This is a genomic window from Acinetobacter sp. LoGeW2-3, assembly GCF_002688565.1.
GTDB lineage: Bacteria > Pseudomonadota > Gammaproteobacteria > Pseudomonadales > Moraxellaceae > Acinetobacter.
Genome location: NZ_CP024011.1, coordinates 2130163 through 2149237, shown reverse-complemented (window position 1 = coordinate 2149237; position 19075 = coordinate 2130163). Strand labels below are relative to the sequence as shown.

Annotated in this window: 27 protein-coding genes; 8 read left to right on the top strand and 19 right to left on the bottom strand. The window is 39.6% G+C overall.

The window, feature by feature from the left end; genetic code table 11:
- Positions 1-12: 12 nt before the first annotated feature.
- The 3 genes from BS636_RS10455 to BS636_RS10445 all read right to left on the bottom strand — a co-directional run bounded on the left by BS636_RS10455 (position 13) and on the right by BS636_RS10445 (position 2715).
- Positions 13-804, bottom strand: a complete 792-nt coding sequence (locus tag BS636_RS10455) for a tellurium resistance protein (protein WP_099338704.1) — start codon at positions 802-804, stop codon at positions 13-15.
- 126 nt (positions 805-930) lie between these two features.
- Entirely contained in the window at positions 931-1518 is a 588-nt protein-coding gene (locus BS636_RS10450; protein ID WP_099338703.1) for a Crp/Fnr family transcriptional regulator, read from the bottom strand.
- Positions 1519-1749: 231 nt separating this feature from the next.
- Positions 1750-2715, bottom strand: coding sequence for a TauD/TfdA dioxygenase family protein (locus tag BS636_RS10445; protein WP_099338702.1), 966 nt, complete (start codon positions 2713-2715; stop codon positions 1750-1752).
- Between the two features lie 304 nt (positions 2716-3019).
- Here BS636_RS10445 and BS636_RS10440 point away from each other — a divergent pair, with 304 nt between their 5' ends.
- Complete coding sequence (locus BS636_RS10440) at positions 3020-3484, top strand: TIGR00645 family protein (protein WP_099338701.1); 465 nt, start codon at positions 3020-3022, stop codon at positions 3482-3484.
- 64 nt (positions 3485-3548) lie between these two features.
- Here BS636_RS10440 and rnk read toward each other — a convergent pair whose 3' ends face one another.
- Positions 3549-3947, bottom strand: coding sequence for a nucleoside diphosphate kinase regulator (gene rnk, locus BS636_RS10435; protein WP_099338700.1), 399 nt, complete (start codon positions 3945-3947; stop codon positions 3549-3551).
- Positions 3948-4068: 121 nt separating this feature from the next.
- Between rnk and BS636_RS10430 the strand changes: the two genes are divergently transcribed.
- Entirely contained in the window at positions 4069-4617 is a 549-nt protein-coding gene (locus tag BS636_RS10430) for a hypothetical protein (RefSeq protein WP_099338699.1), read from the top strand.
- 141 nt (positions 4618-4758) lie between these two features.
- On the opposite strand, the gene glyA is transcribed toward BS636_RS10430, so the two are convergent.
- Entirely contained in the window at positions 4759-6012 is a 1254-nt protein-coding gene (gene glyA, locus BS636_RS10425) for a serine hydroxymethyltransferase (protein WP_099338698.1), read from the bottom strand.
- 489 nt (positions 6013-6501) lie between these two features.
- Here glyA and BS636_RS10420 point away from each other — a divergent pair, with 489 nt between their 5' ends.
- The 3 genes from BS636_RS10420 (at position 6502) to BS636_RS10410 (ending at position 8304) form a co-directional block, all read left to right on the top strand.
- Positions 6502-7200, top strand: a complete 699-nt coding sequence (locus BS636_RS10420; protein ID WP_099338697.1) for a DUF3820 family protein — start codon at positions 6502-6504, stop codon at positions 7198-7200.
- Between the two features lie 364 nt (positions 7201-7564).
- Positions 7565-7912 carry a hypothetical protein gene (locus tag BS636_RS10415; RefSeq protein WP_099338696.1) on the top strand — a complete coding sequence of 116 codons (348 nt, stop codon included), beginning with the start codon at positions 7565-7567 and terminating at the stop codon, positions 7910-7912.
- Between the two features lie 119 nt (positions 7913-8031).
- Positions 8032-8304, top strand: a complete 273-nt coding sequence (locus BS636_RS10410) for a hypothetical protein (protein ID WP_099338695.1) — start codon at positions 8032-8034, stop codon at positions 8302-8304.
- 79 nt (positions 8305-8383) lie between these two features.
- Here BS636_RS10410 and BS636_RS10405 read toward each other — a convergent pair whose 3' ends face one another.
- Positions 8384-8608, bottom strand: coding sequence for a hypothetical protein (locus BS636_RS10405; protein ID WP_099338694.1), 225 nt, complete (start codon positions 8606-8608; stop codon positions 8384-8386).
- A gap of 516 nt (positions 8609-9124) precedes the next feature.
- On the opposite strand from BS636_RS10405, the gene BS636_RS10395 reads away from it, so the two are divergent.
- Positions 9125-9667 carry a serine O-acetyltransferase gene (locus BS636_RS10395; RefSeq protein ID WP_099338693.1) on the top strand — a complete coding sequence of 181 codons (543 nt, stop codon included), beginning with the start codon at positions 9125-9127 and terminating at the stop codon, positions 9665-9667.
- Positions 9668-9844: 177 nt separating this feature from the next.
- Here BS636_RS10395 and katE read toward each other — a convergent pair whose 3' ends face one another.
- Positions 9845-11965 (bottom strand): catalase HPII, encoded by a 2121-nt coding sequence (gene katE, locus BS636_RS10390; protein WP_099338692.1) that lies wholly within the window; start codon positions 11963-11965, stop codon positions 9845-9847.
- Positions 11966-12657: 692 nt separating this feature from the next.
- Between katE and BS636_RS10385 the strand changes: the two genes are divergently transcribed.
- A complete protein-coding gene (locus BS636_RS10385) occupies positions 12658-12867 on the top strand; it encodes a cold-shock protein (RefSeq protein ID WP_004815299.1) in 210 nt (69 codons plus the stop codon).
- 113 nt (positions 12868-12980) lie between these two features.
- Positions 12981-13208, top strand: a complete 228-nt coding sequence (locus BS636_RS10380) for a hypothetical protein (protein ID WP_099338691.1) — start codon at positions 12981-12983, stop codon at positions 13206-13208.
- Positions 13209-13837: 629 nt separating this feature from the next.
- Here the strand turns inward: BS636_RS10380 and BS636_RS10375 are convergent.
- The 12 genes from BS636_RS10375 to BS636_RS10320 all read right to left on the bottom strand — a co-directional run bounded on the left by BS636_RS10375 (position 13838) and on the right by BS636_RS10320 (position 19055).
- The gene (locus BS636_RS10375) at positions 13838-14998 is read right to left on the bottom strand and encodes a tyrosine-type recombinase/integrase (protein ID WP_099338690.1); all 1161 of its coding nucleotides are present in this window, start codon (positions 14996-14998) and stop codon (positions 13838-13840) included.
- A 91-nt stretch (positions 14999-15089) separates the two neighbouring features.
- The gene (locus BS636_RS10370; RefSeq protein WP_099338689.1) at positions 15090-15827 is read right to left on the bottom strand and encodes a 3'-5' exonuclease; all 738 of its coding nucleotides are present in this window, start codon (positions 15825-15827) and stop codon (positions 15090-15092) included.
- Positions 15824-16222 carry a hypothetical protein gene (locus BS636_RS16300; RefSeq protein WP_099338688.1) on the bottom strand — a complete coding sequence of 133 codons (399 nt, stop codon included), beginning with the start codon at positions 16220-16222 and terminating at the stop codon, positions 15824-15826. The genes BS636_RS10370 and BS636_RS16300 overlap by 4 nt, the downstream gene beginning before the upstream one ends.
- Positions 16222-16596 carry a hypothetical protein gene (locus tag BS636_RS10360; protein WP_099338687.1) on the bottom strand — a complete coding sequence of 125 codons (375 nt, stop codon included), beginning with the start codon at positions 16594-16596 and terminating at the stop codon, positions 16222-16224. The genes BS636_RS16300 and BS636_RS10360 overlap by 1 nt, the downstream gene beginning before the upstream one ends.
- The gene (locus BS636_RS10355) at positions 16596-16784 is read right to left on the bottom strand and encodes a hypothetical protein (protein ID WP_099338686.1); all 189 of its coding nucleotides are present in this window, start codon (positions 16782-16784) and stop codon (positions 16596-16598) included. Before BS636_RS10355 ends, BS636_RS10360 begins: the two co-directional genes overlap by 1 nt.
- Positions 16784-17029: a hypothetical protein gene (locus BS636_RS10350; protein ID WP_099338685.1), complete on the bottom strand. Its 246-nt coding sequence runs from the start codon at positions 17027-17029 to the stop codon at positions 16784-16786. Before BS636_RS10350 ends, BS636_RS10355 begins: the two co-directional genes overlap by 1 nt.
- Positions 17029-17355, bottom strand: a complete 327-nt coding sequence (locus BS636_RS10345) for a hypothetical protein (protein WP_228206896.1) — start codon at positions 17353-17355, stop codon at positions 17029-17031. The genes BS636_RS10350 and BS636_RS10345 overlap by 1 nt, the downstream gene beginning before the upstream one ends.
- On the bottom strand, positions 17352-17555 hold the full coding sequence (locus BS636_RS10340; RefSeq protein WP_228206895.1) for a hypothetical protein: 204 nt from the start codon (positions 17553-17555) through the stop codon (positions 17352-17354). Before BS636_RS10340 ends, BS636_RS10345 begins: the two co-directional genes overlap by 4 nt.
- Positions 17555-18049, bottom strand: a complete 495-nt coding sequence (locus BS636_RS10335; protein WP_228206894.1) for a hypothetical protein — start codon at positions 18047-18049, stop codon at positions 17555-17557. The genes BS636_RS10340 and BS636_RS10335 overlap by 1 nt, the downstream gene beginning before the upstream one ends.
- Positions 18050-18134: 85 nt before the next feature.
- Positions 18135-18374, bottom strand: coding sequence for a hypothetical protein (locus BS636_RS10330; protein ID WP_099338682.1), 240 nt, complete (start codon positions 18372-18374; stop codon positions 18135-18137).
- A 3-nt stretch (positions 18375-18377) separates the two neighbouring features.
- Positions 18378-18797 (bottom strand): DUF2528 family protein, encoded by a 420-nt coding sequence (locus BS636_RS10325; protein ID WP_099338681.1) that lies wholly within the window; start codon positions 18795-18797, stop codon positions 18378-18380.
- A 3-nt stretch (positions 18798-18800) separates the two neighbouring features.
- Complete coding sequence (locus BS636_RS10320) at positions 18801-19055, bottom strand: hypothetical protein (protein WP_099338680.1); 255 nt, start codon at positions 19053-19055, stop codon at positions 18801-18803.
- Positions 19056-19075 lie beyond the last annotated feature (20 nt).

Below are 19075 nucleotides of genomic sequence, written 5' to 3'. Positions count from 1 at the left end.
CACCTTATTTTGTTATGTTTTCGAGGGTTTCTCGAGCGATTTTCTTAACGTTTTAATTAGATTTTCCCGACTATTATCAAGTTTTTCCAGATCACTTGTCGAGTGTTTACTGTTGCTTTGTTTGACATGATATTGCCAGGCAGGAATCAGTACCTGTTGCGCCTCCTTAAACCGGTCCAGCAGGCTAAAGGAAAGCTGTTGGGACAGCTGCATCTGGGTAATGGCAATATCATTACTGGCTTGCAGGGTTTTTAAGGTATGGATTTTCTTGGATAAACGCTCTGAAAAGTTATCCAATGGATGCTGATTTTTCACAAACTGCGGATATTCCTGCAGGAACTCTTCAGCCGCCAAAATGTGTTTAGCCATCTGTTCACGTAAACCAGTCAGTTGTTGAAAACGCGATTGGGATTTCTGGATTTCGATCTGGAGTTTACGACTAAGCTGACTGGCCTGATCCAGCAAGCGATCCAGATTCTTATAATATTCAACCTGACTGGAACCATAATCCAGGTCAATCCCAAGCCATTTTTGCAGGGCATTAAATTTACGCTGTTTCAGATATTTTTTAGAATCCGCCAATGCCTGAATAATTTTCTCAATAGTCTGACTGAGCTGCTGGGTCAGTTGCGGATCGACTCCATTTAATAGAACTGCTTGGGCCTGAATCAACTGATCGGCATAGTGATTCAGCCTATACTGGTCACTGAGCAACGGGACAAGCTCATTACGCTTGATGCTTAAAATCTCACTCGGATCTGCTGCAATATCCTGGATCGGGATCAAAACATCTATTTGTGACATAGCCCTTTAAACTCAGTTGAATCGATTTTTATAGTACGTGTTTTCTTTGAACATAACATGTAGCATTTTGCAAAGGAATGCCTTGAAGCGCTGAATTTTCTCCATCTTGATAAAAGTATCAAGCCTCTAAGAAAGTTCACTGAGTTGCTGTAATTTATCCAGATTTAGAATCTTGACCTGACTATAATTCCATTCGATCAAGCCATCCTGCATCAGATATTGCAGATGTTTGTTAATGGTTTGCCGCGAGACATTAAACAGTTCAGAAAATTCCTGCTGGGAAATTTTAAACTGGATCAATCCTTTCTGTCCTTGCTTAATACCGTACTGGCTTTGCAAGCTGAGCAGATGCCGTGCCATACGTTGACTCAGACTAGCCGTTTTTAGATAACGGTTCTGCTCAAACAGGTTATACATGCGCTTGCTCAATACCTGCAGAATGCTCCAGGAAGCTTGGGCATTAGTTTGCAAGATTTGCAAAAACTCAGTTTTGCAGATGATTGCGACTTCCACCCGCCCCAACGTGAAATAGTCAAAACTAACTGGCTGGTTTTGTAATAAAGCCACTAAATTAAAGGCGGTATAATGCCCCAGAAAATCATTGGTCTTTAATTCCCCATTGGCCTGCAACCATCCAATCTGTAGGCTTCCGGAAAGCAGAATATAAAGATAATCCAGTTGCTGTTGCTGCCTTAAAATTTGCTGACCAGGCAAATAGCGAACTATTTTAGATAAGGATAATAAGCGCTGTTTTTCAACCTCAGTAAAGCCCTGAAACAGCTCAGCTTCATGCAGAAGTTTTTCTAGTTTTTGTTGCGCAGTTTGTAATGACTTCGTTAAAAGTAAAAAAACCTAATATCACTTGATACTAGGTTTATATCGATTCAATTCGAACCAATATTTTTATCTTTATATAGTTATTTTTATTAAAAGCTGAGTTGTCGATTAAGAAGCTTTTTCGTAGATTTCACCTTTATCAGCACGTAAACGAGAAATATCCTGATTAACAATATGTTTCAGTACTTCACTTGGTCGGCCATCTACACCGACTGGAATATCACCCTCAATCGTGACACGGGTCGCGACACGCAACGCTTGACCATAATCATTGATGGCACGGTGCTGCGTAGCACGGTTATCCCAAATAGCCACATCACCGACAGCCCAGCGCCAACGTACGACATTTTCCCATTGCGTAATATGATCCTGATACAGTTCGAACAAACGGCGTGAGTCTGAACTGTTGAATCCTACAAAACGTTTAAAGAAATGACCGAGCAACAACGTCTTTTCACCCGTTACAGGATGAACACGAACCAATGGATGTTCCGTTTCAATTTCGACAGCAGTGGTAAATAATTTCCGGTTTTCCAGATTCACCTGATCTGTAGCGCGTGCGGCATAATCATAGTCATTGCTATGTACTGCACGCAGGTTATCCGCCAATACCTTTAACTCAACCGGTAAATGTTCATAAGCTGCTGTGGTATTGGCCCAAACGGTATCACCCCCAACTTCAGGGGCAATTACATTACGTAGAATCGTCGCCTTTGGATAATTCGGTAAGAAGGTAATATCGGTATGCCATGAATCAGCGCGTCCACCGCGTGAATCAATTGCCAAAGTATGTGAAGTTCCATCTTTTAACGGAACACTGGGATGATTCTGCGGATTACCCAGTAGTCGTGCAAAGGCTTCCTGTTCCAGATCAGTCAGATGCTGCTGTTCACGAACAAAAACCACTTTGTATTTAGCCAGTGCATGTTGAAGTTCTTGAACGACTTCCGCTGCTAAATCGCCGCCTAAACGGATATTGGAAATTTCTGCACCAATTCGTGCAGTAACAGGTTTTACCTGAATATGTTGATATTGATAATTTGGATCATAGTGCTGTAATTGTGTTTGGCTCATGGCTGTTCTCTGTATATTCAATGATGATGTTGACTCACTTACTGAAACAGAGTTTGCATTGCCTGAGGATAAAAGACTGTCAAATCTTTGACAGTGATCAGCACAATAGCTGCTGAGTTATTTTATTTTCATGATTTAGTCTTTTTCACACTATTTACACCCCCTAACCACAACTAAATGAATAACGGCAAGCCATTATAAAACATAAATAATTCTCGAATTCTCAAACTGGATTCTTTATGATCAAAGCAAAATATAAAGCATGATTTTTTGAGGGTTAAATGGAACGTTTTTTCATAATACGATGTATGCAGCACGCTGGATTTTAGCCCCTGTCTATTTTGGGCTGTCATTTGCCCTGCTCTTGCTGGCACTTAAATTCTTTCAGGAAGTGGTGCATGTCCTGCCGCATATCTTTGAATATACCGAAGCAGACCTGATTTTGGTGATTCTTTCACTGGTTGACATGACTATGGTGGGTGGTCTGATTGTGATGGTGATGTTCTCAGGTTATGAAAACTTTGTTTCGCAACTCAAAATTGATGAGAATAAAGGCCGTCTTAATTGGTTAGGCACTATGGATGCCAATTCACTAAAACTGAAAGTTGCTGCTTCTATTGTCGCTATTTCATCAATTCATTTGCTGCGGATCTTTATGGATGCCCGTAATATCGAGAATGACAAAATCATGTGGTACGTTATCATGCATCTGACCTTTGTTCTTTCAGCATTTATCATGGGCTATCTTAATAAAATCTCAAAACACTAAAGCCAAATTGCAAAAAGCCCCATTGATACGGGGCTTTTTTATTATGCGAGGAATCAGAGTGACTTTATAAATAGTCCCCTTCACGCTCAGGTTGATATAGCACCTTTTCTATTTTGACTTTCATTATTTCACCATCCGGCTGTGGCCATTCAATTGTTTGACCTTCAGCGAGTCCAAGGATCGCAGCACCGACAGGCGCTACAATATTCAGCTGTCCCGGTTCGCCCTTAAATTCATGCGGATAGACCAGGGTAATCTCAGTGGTCTGGTTAGCAATGGTGACTAAGGCGCGTGCATGCATGGTGACTATATTGGCAGGAATATCTTGGGGTTTCACCACCTCCGCACGTGCCAGCTCATCCTCGAGCTGCTGCATAGTGGGCGTCAGCTTGGATTGATTCTCAAGCATCGTTTCCAGACGGTTTAGATCCTGTTCCGACAAAATAATCTTGGTTTTTTGCATGCAATCTCTCCTGATCGGGCAATTCAATGAATTTTCATAAATACATTAAAATTAAATTCTTGATTTAAAAATCTTTGCAATATATTTAAAACTATAAGAACGAAATAAAAAGAAGAATAAGATGGCGGTTGCACAATCTACTTCAACATACAGTACCACGGATTTCATGCAAGGTCTGCGTGTTCAGCTGCATCATCCGAATGCTGAATATAACTTTTATGTCAGTGAAGCGTTGCAGACGATTAATTTTGATAATAGTCCAGAAAGCTTGCATCGTCTTGACCAGTTTTTCCTAGCATTTAAAAAGCATCTGGGAACTTTGGCAGCTGACTTTAACAAGTCTATTCAAAAGCTGAATACCGTGCTCTTGATCACCAGCCAGATCGGCCATTTTATAAGTTCTGAATTGGGCTGTCCTGAACACTGGCTGAGTCTAAAAGAACTCCAGATGATGGCTTTAACGCCAAGTACCGAGTTTGCTAATTCGAAATATTATTATGGTCTAGAGCTTCACGGACAGATCGTGTTTCCGATTGATTATGTCTTGACGCATTTTTTCAGTATGGAAACACAGACCAGTATCAGTGAAGACGTTCATACTTTTATTTTTAATTATCAACATCAGCAGGCCAATGATCAACACGATTACTCTACGACATTCCAAATTTAAAGGATGACTTGTTAGAAGAGAATTCTTTAGTTTCTAGATAGCGATGGATAATTAAGTCCTAGGACTGATTAGCTTTTTAATTAAAAGTTTGAGAATAAAAAAAGCCCCCATATTGGGGGCTTTTTACTGCTTTAGCTAAAATTATTTAGCGTATACAGGGAATTTTGCACATACAGCTGCAACTTTTTCTTTAACCGCAGCGATTACAGCTTCGTCGCCTTTTGCATCAAGGATATCAGCGATCCAGCCTGCAAGTTCACGTACTTCAGCTTCACCGAAACCACGAGTTGTCACAGCAGGTGTACCAATACGGATACCTGAAGTCACGAACGGAGAACGTGGATCGTTTGGTACAGAGTTTTTGTTCACAGTAATGTGAGCAGCACCTAACCAAGCATCAGCGTCTTTACCAGTGATGTCTTGTTTAATTAGAGATAACAAGAACAGGTGGTTCTTCGTACCGCCAGAAACAACGTCATAACCGCGTTCAATTAGAACTTCAGCCATTGCTTGCGCGTTCTTAACAACTTGTTGTTGATAAGCTTTATATTCAGGCGCCATTGCTTCTTTGAAGCAGATCGCTTTAGCCGCTACAGCGTGAACTAAAGGACCACCTTGGTTACCTGGGAATACAGCTGATTGAAGTTTTTTCTCGATCTCTTCGTTTGCTTTCGCAAGGATCAGACCAGAACGTGGACCACGAAGAGTTTTATGAGTCGTAGTTGTTGTTACGTCAGCGATTTGAACTGGGCTTGGGTAAACGCCAGCAGCAACCAGACCAGCCACGTGAGCCATATCTACGAACAGGTAAGCGCCAACTTTGTCCGCGATTTCACGGAAACGTTGCCAATCTACGATTTGGCTGTACGCAGAGAAACCAGCCACGATCATACGTGGTTTGTGTTCAACCGCTAAACGTTCAACTTCTTCATAATCGATCTCACCAGTTTCCGGGTTTAGACCGTATTGAATTGCATTATAAGTTTTACCAGAGAAGCTTACTTTCGCACCGTGAGTCAAGTGACCACCGTGAGCCAGGCTCATACCCAATACTGTGTCGCCTGGGTTAAGAAGCGCTAGGTAAACTGCAGAGTTTGCTTGAGAACCAGCATGTGGCTGAACGTTAGCGTAATCAGCACCAAATAATTCTTTAGCACGGTCAATTGCCAATTGTTCAATGACGTCTACATATTCACAACCGCCATAGTAGCGTTTGCCTGGGTAGCCTTCTGCGTATTTGTTAGTGAGTTTTGATCCTTGAGCTTCCATTACTGCTGGTGAGCAATAGTTTTCAGAAGCAATTAACTCGATGTGCGCTTCTTGACGAGCATCTTCGTTAGAGATTGCTTGAGCGATTTCTGGATCAAATTCAGCAATAGAGATATTGGCAAACATTAGCGAGGTCCTATTAAATTAGGGCTTTTAAGCCGTGCTAAGATTGGCGCGTATTGTAGCATGAACTTTGCCATTTTCGACCACGAACTTTACTCAGTTTTCTATAAATTTTATTCATTTCCCCGGAAAATTGAACCAAATACAGTAAAATCAAATTATTGAATTGTTTGTGAAGATTTTAGTTACTTTAACTTTATAATCAGCATTGTATGATTTTTAATTAATGAAGGTCTTACATGCTTTGTTTTCTTCAAGCTCAACCCGCTTTTCCTTCTTTTTTTATTCGACGACACGCCTGTTCCCTTAAAATAAAGTCAGGTAAATATTGTTATCATAGAGGTTTATCCATTTTCTTATCATAGGATCAGCAAGAAAAGGCTGTTTAGTCCTCATTTCCTACAATAAATTTTCATTCTGGCTTGTAGTCCATCTTTCCCGTCATTTATAGTTAATATTAACTGTCTTTCTTCTCTCTTCTGGTATACGTCCATGCAGGCCATCATTCTCGACACTGAAACCCATACGCTGAACGGTCAGCCGATTGAAATTGCTTATGCGCCTGTAGACATCTTGGATCATAAAATCAGTCTGGATAAAAGCCGACTGTTCGATCAGCTGTATAGCTGTGATGAACCGATTTCTTTTGCAGCCATGGCTGTGCATCATATTCTGGAATCAGATCTGGAAGGACAGCCACATTACAGCAGCTTTAAACTTCCCCAAGAAACCACTTATATCATTGGTCATAATATTGATTACGATATCCGTGCCTTGGAAAAATGCGGTGTAGATTCATCCAATATTAAAGCGATTTGTACACTCGCATTGGCTCGTCGCGTTTGGCCAGATGCTGAAGCACATAATATCTCTGCACTGATTTATATGATCACACGTGGTAGTAACCGTGCCCGTGAAATGATCCGTAAAGCGCATCGTGCCGATATGGACATTATCTTAACTGCCAATATCTTGATGCATATTGTGCATCATCTGAAAATCAGCAGTATTGAGGAACTGTATGAAGCTTCTGAAGATGCCCGTATTCCTCGTACCATCAATTTCGGTAAACACCGTGGTACTGCGATTGCTGAACTGCCTGCTGATTATGTTCAATGGCTGCTCCGTCAGGAGGACCTGGATCCTTACCTACGTAAAGCACTAGAAAATACGGCGATCCTTACCTTATAAAAGCTGGTTATCCTTCCTCTGAATATTTTTATTTCATATTCAGAGGAGAAGCGGCATTATTTATTCTAGGTCGATAACAGTTGTTATGATTCATAGGAAATGAAGTCTTTTTGGCATTATTCCAAACCAAGTATTTTGAACTAAAACATTAAATCTTCAAGCCAGTATTTTAAGTCTTTAAAACTCTGATCTGATTCAAAACTCTAATAAAAATCTTATGTCTCAAAATACTAAATTATTGTTTTTATATAAGTTAAATTTTATTCCTTAATTCTATTAGGTCTTTCTCATACTTTAGCGTCATAGCATATCTGCCTAAACAGGTTCATATAAAGAACAATGCAAATAAACTCAGATCACTTTCATGCAACACTATCTTGAATTCGATGCTTTTGATAATCCCATGCAACTCAGTAAAGTGGGAAACTGGGTGATTACTTTTATTAGTGCTGCCGATGATGATCATATTCAGTTGGCAATCACTTATGTCTTGCCACGCCAGATCAGTGATGCCCTGCAACCACGCCGCGTATTAATTGAAAAAACTTTCCATGAACATCAATGGTTGATTCAGACCATTGAATGTTTTGACAGCCAGTCCAACCAGGAAGTACAGATTGCACCTTCAGATGAACTGGGGCAACAAACTCTTCAGCAGATTCTTGAAGAATTCGGACGTTATGATGTAAATGTCACTCTGAAAAGTTTTTAAGCTTAAGCTCATATCTATGAGCTTTTTACTAAATGTTTGAACTATCTATTATTCAGGCATTTAGTTAAAAATTGCGTTAAGCTAAGCGCATAATAACAACTAAAAATACAATTAAAATTATGCGCTATGCTCATCAACATAATACTCAGGCCCTAGCCCTGTTTCAGCTTTATCCAAGCATAGAACAATGCTTGAATGCGTTTAATTTAGAATCCCAGCATCGTAAGATCAGGCTTAAACCAGACCCTTTATCCAAAGAACATCTTCTGGTGCAAAAACATTATTTAGGACAGGTATTTCAACAGATCCGTGTGAACAGCAGTGAAGTAGCAGATCCCTATCCCTTAGTTCGTTATCACCTGTTAGCATTTATTTTTAATCAGTTGCTCTGAAACCAGATAATTAAAAAAATAGCTCATCCTAAGATGAGCTATAGCTTCTATATTTCTAGGCTTAAATAAAAACAGTTTTCTATTTTGGCTCTATGACACGGTAAATACAGTCCGTCTGCTCACTAGCAAATAATAGTTCAATCGACGGTCGGATAATTTCATCATCCACCATAATATATTCAACTTGCTGTTCCAAGCGTTGGGAGGGATCTCTGTGCTGGGCACCGGCACGCAGTAATGCTTTTACATCAAGAATTTTGCCATACTGATTTTTAACTTGCACATCAATCATCTCTTCTGTCATCGTGGTGCCCTCTCTTTAATTTGGATTTATTAATTTTGGTCATCAGAGTTCTTATAACATAGTTATTTAGAAGCCTTTCAAACGAATATGTAAGATTTTTTAGCAAGGTATTTTTTAATTATGAGATGGAATACTGAATCAAATGATTAGTCTGATATTTATTTTCATCCAGCGAATATAATTGAAACAGTGTTAAAATTAAGCATTAAAAAGCCCGCATCGCTGCGGGCTCTGTGTTGGATGGCTAGTGCTAGATTTATTGCCTGAACCAAAGTTCGAGCTCAACTAACTGTCATTGATCCGTCCAACTTAATGGTAGCGTCGCATGGTTTTTTGACCTACCGTAAGCTTAATATAGGCTGCCCCTCTCCCCTGCGCAAGCCCTGATTACATTTCTAAAAGTAGATTCATACAATTCTTCAATTGAGATTTATATAAAATCCGCTAGTCTTGCAGACTTCCGAATTTGTTCATTTCAGCGCAAAATACGCTGTCTTTTCTATCCGATGCTCAGTCATGATCTGGCAACTTATTCTCAGTGATCTGTATCGCTATTGCGGTAATACTTCAGCAAAATCTCTCATTAAAAATTATCTTTTCAATCGCGGCTTTAACTTCAGCTTCTGGCTGCGTCTAGCATCTTCCAAATCATTTATTGCAAAATTGGCCTACCCGATTTTTTATTATAAGAAAAAGAAATACGGGATCGATATTCATTGCACTACACAAATTGGCTATGGGTTATACATCGGCCATGGTGGACCTTTAGTGGTCAATCCCACTACAGTGATTGGTAATAATGTGAATCTATCTCAATTTACAACCATTGGTGCTAATGGTGGTAAACATGCAGCTTATATCGGGGATAATGTTTATATTGGTCCGAATGTCTGCATTATTGATGATGTAAAAATTGGCAATAATGCCACGATTGGTGCAGGCAGCGTGGTGACCAAAGACATTCCTGAAAATGCAACCGCTGTAGGAAATTATGCCAAGGTGATTCATTACAATAATGCGGGTGGTTCGGTAAACCGCCGCTGGCCAATTAAGGGATAATAAAGAGGTTCATCCATCATACAATTTTATTCACCTTGAATTAGGCGATATCTGACTTAAATTAGATCGACGTTGAATAGAACATATTTATGATAGATATAGATTCGATCTAATTGATTAACAGAATTTGGCACAATAAAAAACTCCCTCAATTGAGGGAGTTTTTAGTTGGATGTCTTAGCCAGGAATCATTTCAGACACTGGTTCACGCGCCCAAACCCGATGTTTCATAATCAGTTGCTTAAACTCCATAGCAACTGCTTTAAAATCTTCATGAGTTAATGTACCTTCATCTGTGACTAGGCCCAAGGTATTAATCAAATCAAATTTCTCGCCCAATAACACAATTGGCTTCAAGTGCACATAAGCTTCAATGATGTAATGTTTCGCCGTACCATCTTTGAGCACTACGTCATAGTTATCGCCATCAACCATAACAACAGCATCATAAAGTACCGAAGGCTCACCACGCTGCATACCATCTGCTATCACTGTAACATTAGTATTGCTGACCACAGGTGCTGGTGTTGGTGCCAATACTTCAGCAATCGCACTTTCTTCTTTCGCCCATGCCAGTACCGCATCAACATTGGCCTGATTGACCTTGTCATGTACCAAGACAGCAATTTTCTTGCCTTTAATGTCTGGTGCCGGGAACGCTTCCAAAGAAATACGTTGAGATGGGGTCACTTCTGGCAACTCTACATTCAGTTTTTCTGGCGGAATCACGATACCCAGTTTGGTTGCTACCTGCTGTGCCAGATCTAAATCGATATTGCACAGAATTTCTAGAACTTCACGCTCGCGAATATTTACACGTTGTACCTTGCTCAGCTCAAACACATAGGCATTTACCACATGTCGTTGCTCATATGGAGTCAGACTGCGGTAATACAATCTTGCCTGGGTAAAATGGTCACTGAATGATGGACTGCGCTCACGAATCTTACGACCATCAATACGCTCTGCATAACTTTCGAAACCGCCATTCGATGCTGCCGGGGTAGTTTCCGTTGGCCAGTTATTATCAATCGAATTCGGTTCATAAGATGCCTGTCCACGGTGAATCGCACGCTGATGGTAACCATCACGTTGATTATTGTGGAATGGGCAAACTGCCTGGTTGATTGGAATCTGGTGGAAGTTTGGTCCACCCAAACGGATCAACTGAGTATCCGTATAAGAGAATACACGTGCCTGCAATAGCGGGTCATTCGAGAAATCAATCCCCGGAACAATATGCGCAGGACAGAATGCTACTTGTTCAGTTTCCGCAAAGAAGTTATCAACATTACGGTTCAGTACAAAACTACCAATTGGTGTCACTGGCACAAGTTCTTCAGGAATGAGTTTCGTTGCATCTAGCAGGTCAAAATCAAACTTATGCTCATCCTCTTCAGGTACGATCTGTACACCCAGTTCCCATTCCGGATAATTACCTGACTCAATTGCATCGTATAAGTCACGGCGATGGAAATCAGGATCACGGCCTGCCAGTTTTTGTGCTTCATCCCAAGTCAACTGCGTTAAGCCTTGTTTTGGTGTCCAGTGAAATTTAACAAAGACTGCTTCACCATCAGCATTGATCATACGGAAGGTATTGACGCCAAAGCCTTGAATTGAACGGAAGTTACGTGGGATTGCACGGTCTGACATCGCCCACATTACTGCGTGTGCAGTTTCAGGCACTAAGGAAACAAAATCCCAGAATGTATCATGTGCAGTCTGGGCAGTAGGAATCTCAGTATGTGGCTCAGGTTTCATCGCATGCACAAAATCCGGAAATTTTATTCCGTCCTGAACAAAGAATACTGGTGCATTATTTCCCACCAAGTCATATACCCCTTCTTGGGTATAAAACTTCATCGCAAAACCACGGATATCACGGACGGTATCGGAGGAACCACGCGGACCTTGTACGGTCGAGAAACGCACAAACATAGGCGTTTCGCGCTCAGTATCAGTCAGGAATCCAGCCTTGGTAAAACGCTCATTTCCAGGATAAGCCTTAAATACACCATGTGCTGCAACACCACGAGCATGGACAATACGTTCAGGAATACGTTCATGGTCAAAATGGGTCATTTTTTCCTGAAAGATAAAGTCTTCCAGTAAAGTTCCGCCACGCACACCAGCTTTCAGGCTATTCTGATTATCAGAAATTTTTACCCCTTGATTGGTGGTCAGAGCCTGCCCCGTTGCATCACGACGATATGCATCCAGCTGGGCATTCTTCTCATTATGATTTTTCAAGTCCGGACGATCAGTACCTGCTAGCTCACTCTTGGTCTCTTTCATGTGACTTCCTTATTATTACCCTTTTGATAAAAAACAAATACGGCTTCAAGCTTTTGTTTTTTATCTTCTATTATTTAAATGGTTGCGATTCTTCACTCACATTCAAAGGAGTTATATCGCTTATTAGGCGCCTATCTAAAATACTATGGGGCATCTGAGAAAGTTGTAGCGCTTTGTGACACTGTGTATAGATCACTTAATGTTTAAGGTGAGGTCTGTATTGGAGGACATACTGAAAAAGGACTTTGAATAGTTTTAATAGCAATAATGTAGAGTCTGTTCATAAGATAATTAATATCATGGCGTGAGTAGATTCATTGTATAAATAGCTCTTTTCGTTTTTTATTCTTAACTTTTCATCAGTTTAATGTCCTGATACTCAACCAACTAAATTTAGTCATTAACTTTTTTAAGTTAGAATCTTTTAAATGAGGTGGGGAATTAAAATGTATATAAGCAATACCTTATAAATTATTTATATAATAATTTAAATTTTTATTGAGTAATTTGATATAACGTGTATGATGGATATCAAATACAAAGTATTGTTATTCTATTTTCTTTAAGTATCGTCGTTTTTAATTATTTTTAAGCATTCGTTTTTTTCAGATTATCATTTCAATTCTTTCCTATTCCGCAGCATATTTTCGTTTATTTAATTCGAAAAATACTAAAAATCATAAGGTTATTTTATGTCTAATACAGTTACTGGCACAGTAAAATGGTTCAACGAAACTAAAGGTTTTGGCTTTATTCAACAAGAATCAGGTCCAGACGTTTTTGCTCATTTCCGTGAAATTAGCAGTTCAGGTTTCAAAACTCTATTTGAAGGCCAACAGGTTTCTTTCAGCATCGTTGAAGGTCAAAAAGGCCCGAATGCTGTGAATATTGTCGCTCTTTAATCGACAACATTCATAAGAGGGAGCCTTTAATCAGGCTCCCTCTTACTTTTTAAAATCCCTAGTTTTATTCTATTTCCAAAAATAGAAGAAACATTAAAATAATAGGTAACACAATGAATCAATTTAATAATTTAATTGCAAAAGCAGCCAATGGCACTGAAATCCTGGTTTCTCTTATTCCTTTAAATAAACAGCAAAATACCCGCCAAGGCTTTAAATGGGTCGAAGTTGGTAAAAAAGTTCTATTACAGTCAGGACTTGAAGTTAATTTAAATATGGATGGTCGTTCTTTCTATACGCAAACTAATGAGCTGTTTAAGTTTAAAGAAAGAATTATGTAATTCTTTCTAAAGTATACTTCCTTCTTTTAAAAGAGAAGGTTGAACCTAAATCGTGATCTATTTTTGATGAATGATTGCGATAGAATTTATTTTTCGATTAGGAAGTATCTTATAGATGACTTCCTTTTTTTGTATTTTAATTTTTGCTCCACTCAAATTAATTATTTATCACTAACGACTATTTTGTTTCTTCTACCAATAAAGTTCTTTTATATAAATCTTTCCTATACATATAAAAATTTAAAATGAATAGTTTTAAGATTAATTAAGCAAAGAAGATCATCAATACGAATATTTTTAGGATGACTAGAGAATAATATAAAAATATGGTGCGCTCAGCGGGACTCGAACCCAAGATAATTTTTGATAATTGCTCATATAATTTAATGATTTAGCGGATTGAACTGTTTGAAATGTGGCTTATATGGGAATGGAATGCATAGATTCTCTGTTGTATGCATATTTTGGCCATATGCTCTGGTGACCTGGCTTTGAGCTTATTTTTCTTGTTTTGGGCTATGTAAATGTATGGAGTAATAAAGTAAGGCACAAAAAAAAGTGCTTAAACAATTAAGCACTTAGATCAGGATCTGAATGTAATAAATGGAGTAATAATAAAGTAACGGGAATTACTGGTTAATGTAATTATTGATCTTGGTTAGGTAGTCCGGAATGTCTTCAGCAATCAATTTACCGTAATGCTTATAGATCATTGATGTATCACTGTGGCCAAGCTGGTCCGCGATCCACTCCGGAGGGACTTGGCCAGATGATAATAACTGGCTGGCAAAGGTATGCCGGCCCTGGTTAATTCCTCGGTATCGTACGCTGGCTTTCTTTAAATGTCTTCTCCAGATATAACGCAGCTCATAATAATTAAATGGTTCGTCATATTCCTGGTTGATCCAGACAAAATGTAGCCTTTCCTGTTTGTGAGTCCGGTTATCCCGTTGCAATACGCTCACAACCTGGCTGTAACGGTTGCCGGTCACCGCATATTGTCTCCGGAGCGCCTGAATTGCTGGCTGTAAAAGCTTGATTTCACGTTTTCTGCGTCGGTTTTTGGTGACTTTATACACCCCTTTGACATAGTTCCGGTTGATCTGGATTGTGCCCTTTTCGAGATCCACATCTTCCCAGGCAATGGCGATCTGTTCTGAAATAGAAAGACCGGTCCAGAATACGCATGGCAGTAAATTTTGAATATCTGAGCTGGATACAGTCCCTAAAATTAAGGAAATCTCTGTTTTGGTAAACGGATCTGGCTCCAAGTTGTCCAGCTGCTTCACCACGATGGTTTCAAAAGGGTTATATGGGACTTTATTTTCCTGTCTCCATAAATCATGGATAGACGCCAGACGGGTGACCACTTCACGAATCGTTTTTGGTGCCAGGTATTCATGCAGTTCATTTACCCATTTTTTTACTGCAGCTGTATCGATGTCTTTTGGATGGGTTTTGGCCCAGCGTGGGTATACATGCCTTTTGATATGGCTGTTATAGCCATCGTAAGTACTTGGTGCCACTTCAAAACGGATCATCTCTTTGTATTGAGTGATGTAATAGGACATCTGGTTCTTTTTCAGATGTTTTGAGTGCGGGAAGTGTTTTGCCAGGTTGAACTGATCCAGTTCAATTTCCAATTTGATCAAACCGGCCAGTTTTTTGGCTTTTTCTACGTTTTCAGGCGTAAATGGCCAGTTCAAGGTTTCTTTGACTGGTGGTTCAGTCGAGATGGGTTTCATCCAGATCCGCATGCTTTTGCCACGGATTTCTAGTCCTGCAGACATAGTTCAGCCTATATTTAAGAATTTTAAGATATTGAGAGATATTTTAGAGAAATGCACCTCCGGATGGAGGTGCATAAAAGGTGTGGAAAACTTAGAACGGAAGCTCCTCATTTTCATTAATATTAGAACGTTCCAGTAGTTCATTTTCTAATGAAGTACGCAGATATTCATCGTCAGTTTTGCCCATTAACCAGTGAATATCCTTGTCATCCATGTCCTTGATCGCCCAGCCTTTATATTTCCCATAAAATATATGGGTTGGGTATCTGGCCATTTCTGAAAACTCGTAAAGTTCCTCAAATGTATGAATGCCACGCTGTTTGCGGATTTCATCCAGTAATAGCAAGGTCATTTGAACATCTGTAAAAGCCCCGTGTGCTTCTTTGATTAACTGCCGGGCATTTTTATGTTCATTTCTTGGATGAATGAAGTATGCCAGGACAGATAATTTGTATGATTCCAGTTTTGGCCATAAGTACCGGGCCATGGCCAAGGTACAGATAGGTTTAATGTTACTGGTGTCCACACCGACACGTTTTACAGCTTCGATGTCGTAATCAATGTTATGACCAATCAGATATTCAACCTCTGCACCTGCAGGAAATTGGAATTTTGATGAAGGTAGGCAATCTTCCAGGTCTTCATCCACAATATTATGCACTGCCATAGCTACCAGGTTGATAGGTTCACTCGGTTTGTAGCGTTGTGATCCGTAGTACTGGAAGTCAGATGAAAGGCGATTATCCTGTAATTTCACATTCATCCAAGCTGCTTCGATGATTTCGCCATGCAACTTATGGGTTTCAGTATCAAAAATCAGAGCTGTCATAAGTTTTGCTCCTGAGCTTCGATCATGGCTTTCCAATTAAACTGGATGTTTAAGGTTCTTGCATTAAGCCAGCGATTCTTAAAAGTTTCGAACTCAGCTTCACTTAAATCACGGTGTTCATATTTGATCATGTGCTCAACTTCATTGAACATTGCTTCAGCGTGCTTACGAGCTTCTTCTGTACTTAATTCCTTTGGCACAACAATGAAGCCTTCCGGCACCGCTTGAGCTTTTTCCCACATTTCCCACCCAGCTTGTATGTCATGCCATACATAGCGATTGGCCTGATCATTCCAAGAAAAAGGATTATGTATTCCTTTAATACGATAGGCAGTAGCAAAGTAAGCAGTTTTCACAAACTCAGCTTCAAATTTCTTTCTGTTATTAGTATCCATCACGCCACCATTAATCTTTTATTGGCTTTAATTTCATCCTGATTTGCCGGACGAATCATTACAGCGATGCAACCACGGGAACCATTATTAAAAGACACCCATCCATCGACTATAGAAGTGATGATTTCAACGGTATCTGGCATGAATTCATCAACATAAACGACTTGTTGCCCGATCTGATACTGATCTTGTTCTTCTTGAGATTTGAGTTTTTCAATTGATTTTAATAACTCAACAGTACTTTCAAGATGCTCAGCAATATCTTCAAGCGCAAATGAGTACCCAGTAGCTTTCTTTGCATAATTTCTTAAGTCTTTAGCATCAAGCTCTAAACGAACACGAGTTTCAAGAATTTGATCTTTTTGAATATCCATCACGCCACCTTATATCCTGCATTTTCCAGTGCTTCACGTAGGGCCAAAACTGCCAGGTGGATCTGCACAGCTTTCTGGTCTGATTCAGCATTTACAGCACATTGTTCAGGACCGATCTGTTTTAGAAACTGGGAAAGTGCCAGCATTTGTTCTTTGGTCACCGCTACGAGTTCAAGTACGACTTGCATTAGGCATCCTCCCAATCAAAGTCTTCGCCCAGCTGCTCGCGGTTATCCTCATGGATTAGAATAATTGAGATAATTTCATAACCTTGTATGGCTTCCAGGTCTTTGGTTTTTTGCAGTACTTCTTCGATGCTTGGCAGGTTCACAGTGAACGTTCTGATTTCTGTCGCACTGCCAATTCCTAAAGGCAAGTCCTGATAATCGGCTGTACGGTCTTTGCGTACGCGCATTTGATATTGAGTTTTCATTATTTCTTTTCCTTAATTTCTTCAATTTCAAAATCTTCGACATACAGTTCTTTAAGATTGAAAAAGCATTCTCTTTCAGAATTTTCTATACGACCTTTTTTCCAAGATGGGTGAAAAAAACCAAATACATCATTATTGCAGTCGTCATACCCCAGAAGAATTAAGCGAGCAGCTTCCTTGTAGACATCGTCAGCATTCTCAACATCAAAACCACAGTATTTAATGCCTTCAATGTCTTCAGCAGATGGATTTGCTAGTTGTTCAGGAAGTTCAATTTCAATCTCAACTTCAACGGTTAGCGTTAATAATTTTTTAATACCCATCATGCCACCTCAAATTCGACTGCTTTGCCATCGATGAAAACCTGGATCTGAATCAGACCTTCAGTACGTGATTCCATAAGCTTTTTAAATAAAGCAGGTGCTTTGAGTAAGTCCCCTGCGACTGTCATGCCTGGACGAACTGCGATTGTTTCTACTGATTTAAGAAGTTCGCGGACTTCTGGCATTGTTATTTTTTGCATCATTACACCAGTCCTTTTTCACGTTTTGCTTTTTCACATTCTTTTTCCCAAAGGGCTGTTGCACGTTCAATCGCAATTTCAGCAGCATTTACCATGTCTTTGGCTAAGATCCATTGCATCTGATAAATCCCGCCTAGACTATTAGAGAAATACTTCCCTTCTTCACTAAATTTAAAGTTGTAAGGAATAGCTATCTCGATATTGATCAGGAATTCAAAGTCCCCGCATTCACGATAGAGATCCTGAGCAACTTCCCCAGCGAAGTCTTCAATGTCATCGTTTTCACGAATTTCTTTTAAAGTTCTTTCAAGAGTTGGGCACTGAGCTAGAATATCTGCACTTTGTTTTTCCTGGTATGCATCCCCCAAGAAATCCTGAAATTCATCAGATACACGCTCTGAAATAGAACAAATCAAAGTTGGAATGTGCATAATCTTGTCAAAGCGCACATTATTGTCATACATGTCATTTAATAGATTTTTTGGAAATTTTTTCACAGGGTATCTCCCAGGATAAGCGTTAAAGATGCTGCAAGGCATGAAATAAACAGGTTGATGAATAAGGCACTTTTAAAATTGAAGCTCATGGGTTTTGTTCCCGTTCATAATTATTTAAAGCATCTGTACAAGCTTCCTCTGGTGTTGAGCCTTGCCCACGCAATAAAACTTTTCGGTTCGGATCCTGCTCACGAGCATTGCTGCAAATCCAGACCATCCATTCCGTGTAGCGCGTATAAGCTAATTCAAAGTAGCAGTAATGATTGGTTTGAAGCATTTCTGCATGCATGGCCATAACTTTGGCTAAATTTGTTTGTTCAGACATGGCTTAACCCTCCACCACTACAGGTTCAAATTCAAAATCTTCATCTCTTACATTGTTTGAAAAATAAAGTTTGATAATTTCAAAGCATTTCGATGACCAACCTTCCTGGTGGAAAATAGAATTAACGCCATATTTTTCATGCAATGAATTAGAGTTATTTTCATAGCACCACCAGAAGACACTGCTTCCAATCATTTTTAAGATTACGGCTGCAATATCTCCTTTGTTTTCTTCAAGACGAGATTGATGATTCGACCAAAAATTATTGTGTTCATGTAGTTCTTCATCTGTACATTTGATGACTACAGTGAATTCCAGTTCACATGTATCCTCATGCCAATGATTTAGTTTCACTTTATAAGTACGTGGTTCACACTGCAGGTAAGCTGGGACTTCTGGAGTTTTATTTTCGATTTCGCTCATGAGTTACGCTCCTAACACTGCAGTACTTGGAATGTGTTTCAGAAAAACTTCTTGGCGTGTTGCCCAGCGTTTACGGTATTCAATTTCATAGGCTGGAAGCGGTACCAGAAAGTTGAAATGCGCCTTACGCTTGAAATGCACATGCGGATGAGTCCTTTTCATTTTGAAAAAGTTCAGATGGATCAGCTCTGGCGTAAGTACAGCATTTGAAACAGAAGTTTCTGCCGGAGCATGTTGTGGGTTAGAATCGTGTTGCATTGTTTCGTTCTCCAACGACT

Coding starts and splice junctions, on each gene's coding strand:
- BS636_RS10355 (WP_099338686.1), bottom strand. CDS start 16,784: ATGCAAGTCGTACTTGAACTCGTAGCGGTGACCAAAGAACAAATGCTG.
- BS636_RS10420 (WP_099338697.1), top strand. CDS start 6,502: ATGCAGGCCATCATTCTCGACACTGAAACCCATACGCTGAACGGTCAG.
- BS636_RS10395 (WP_099338693.1), top strand. CDS start 9,125: ATGATCTGGCAACTTATTCTCAGTGATCTGTATCGCTATTGCGGTAAT.
- BS636_RS10325 (WP_099338681.1), bottom strand. CDS start 18,797: ATGAGCGAAATCGAAAATAAAACTCCAGAAGTCCCAGCTTACCTGCAG.
- BS636_RS10405 (WP_099338694.1), bottom strand. CDS start 8,608: ATGACAGAAGAGATGATTGATGTGCAAGTTAAAAATCAGTATGGCAAA.
- katE (WP_099338692.1), bottom strand. CDS start 11,965: ATGAAAGAGACCAAGAGTGAGCTAGCAGGTACTGATCGTCCGGACTTG.
- BS636_RS10360 (WP_099338687.1), bottom strand. CDS start 16,596: ATGGATATTCAAAAAGATCAAATTCTTGAAACTCGTGTTCGTTTAGAG.
- BS636_RS10330 (WP_099338682.1), bottom strand. CDS start 18,374: ATGTCTGAACAAACAAATTTAGCCAAAGTTATGGCCATGCATGCAGAA.
- BS636_RS10415 (WP_099338696.1), top strand. CDS start 7,565: ATGCAACACTATCTTGAATTCGATGCTTTTGATAATCCCATGCAACTC.
- glyA (WP_099338698.1), bottom strand. CDS start 6,012: ATGTTTGCCAATATCTCTATTGCTGAATTTGATCCAGAAATCGCTCAA.
- BS636_RS10385 (WP_004815299.1), top strand. CDS start 12,658: ATGTCTAATACAGTTACTGGCACAGTAAAATGGTTCAACGAAACTAAA.
- BS636_RS10345 (WP_228206896.1), bottom strand. CDS start 17,355: ATGATGGGTATTAAAAAATTATTAACGCTAACCGTTGAAGTTGAGATT.
- BS636_RS10440 (WP_099338701.1), top strand. CDS start 3,020: ATGTATGCAGCACGCTGGATTTTAGCCCCTGTCTATTTTGGGCTGTCA.
- BS636_RS10375 (WP_099338690.1), bottom strand. CDS start 14,998: ATGTCTGCAGGACTAGAAATCCGTGGCAAAAGCATGCGGATCTGGATG.
- BS636_RS10340 (WP_228206895.1), bottom strand. CDS start 17,555: ATGATGCAAAAAATAACAATGCCAGAAGTCCGCGAACTTCTTAAATCA.
- rnk (WP_099338700.1), bottom strand. CDS start 3,947: ATGCAAAAAACCAAGATTATTTTGTCGGAACAGGATCTAAACCGTCTG.
- BS636_RS10430 (WP_099338699.1), top strand. CDS start 4,069: ATGGCGGTTGCACAATCTACTTCAACATACAGTACCACGGATTTCATG.
- BS636_RS10380 (WP_099338691.1), top strand. CDS start 12,981: ATGAATCAATTTAATAATTTAATTGCAAAAGCAGCCAATGGCACTGAA.
- BS636_RS10445 (WP_099338702.1), bottom strand. CDS start 2,715: ATGAGCCAAACACAATTACAGCACTATGATCCAAATTATCAATATCAA.
- BS636_RS10370 (WP_099338689.1), bottom strand. CDS start 15,827: ATGACAGCTCTGATTTTTGATACTGAAACCCATAAGTTGCATGGCGAA.
- BS636_RS16300 (WP_099338688.1), bottom strand. CDS start 16,222: ATGGATACTAATAACAGAAAGAAATTTGAAGCTGAGTTTGTGAAAACT.
- BS636_RS10350 (WP_099338685.1), bottom strand. CDS start 17,029: ATGAAAACTCAATATCAAATGCGCGTACGCAAAGACCGTACAGCCGAT.
- BS636_RS10410 (WP_099338695.1), top strand. CDS start 8,032: ATGCGCTATGCTCATCAACATAATACTCAGGCCCTAGCCCTGTTTCAG.
- BS636_RS10455 (WP_099338704.1), bottom strand. CDS start 804: ATGTCACAAATAGATGTTTTGATCCCGATCCAGGATATTGCAGCAGAT.
- BS636_RS10320 (WP_099338680.1), bottom strand. CDS start 19,055: ATGCAACACGATTCTAACCCACAACATGCTCCGGCAGAAACTTCTGTT.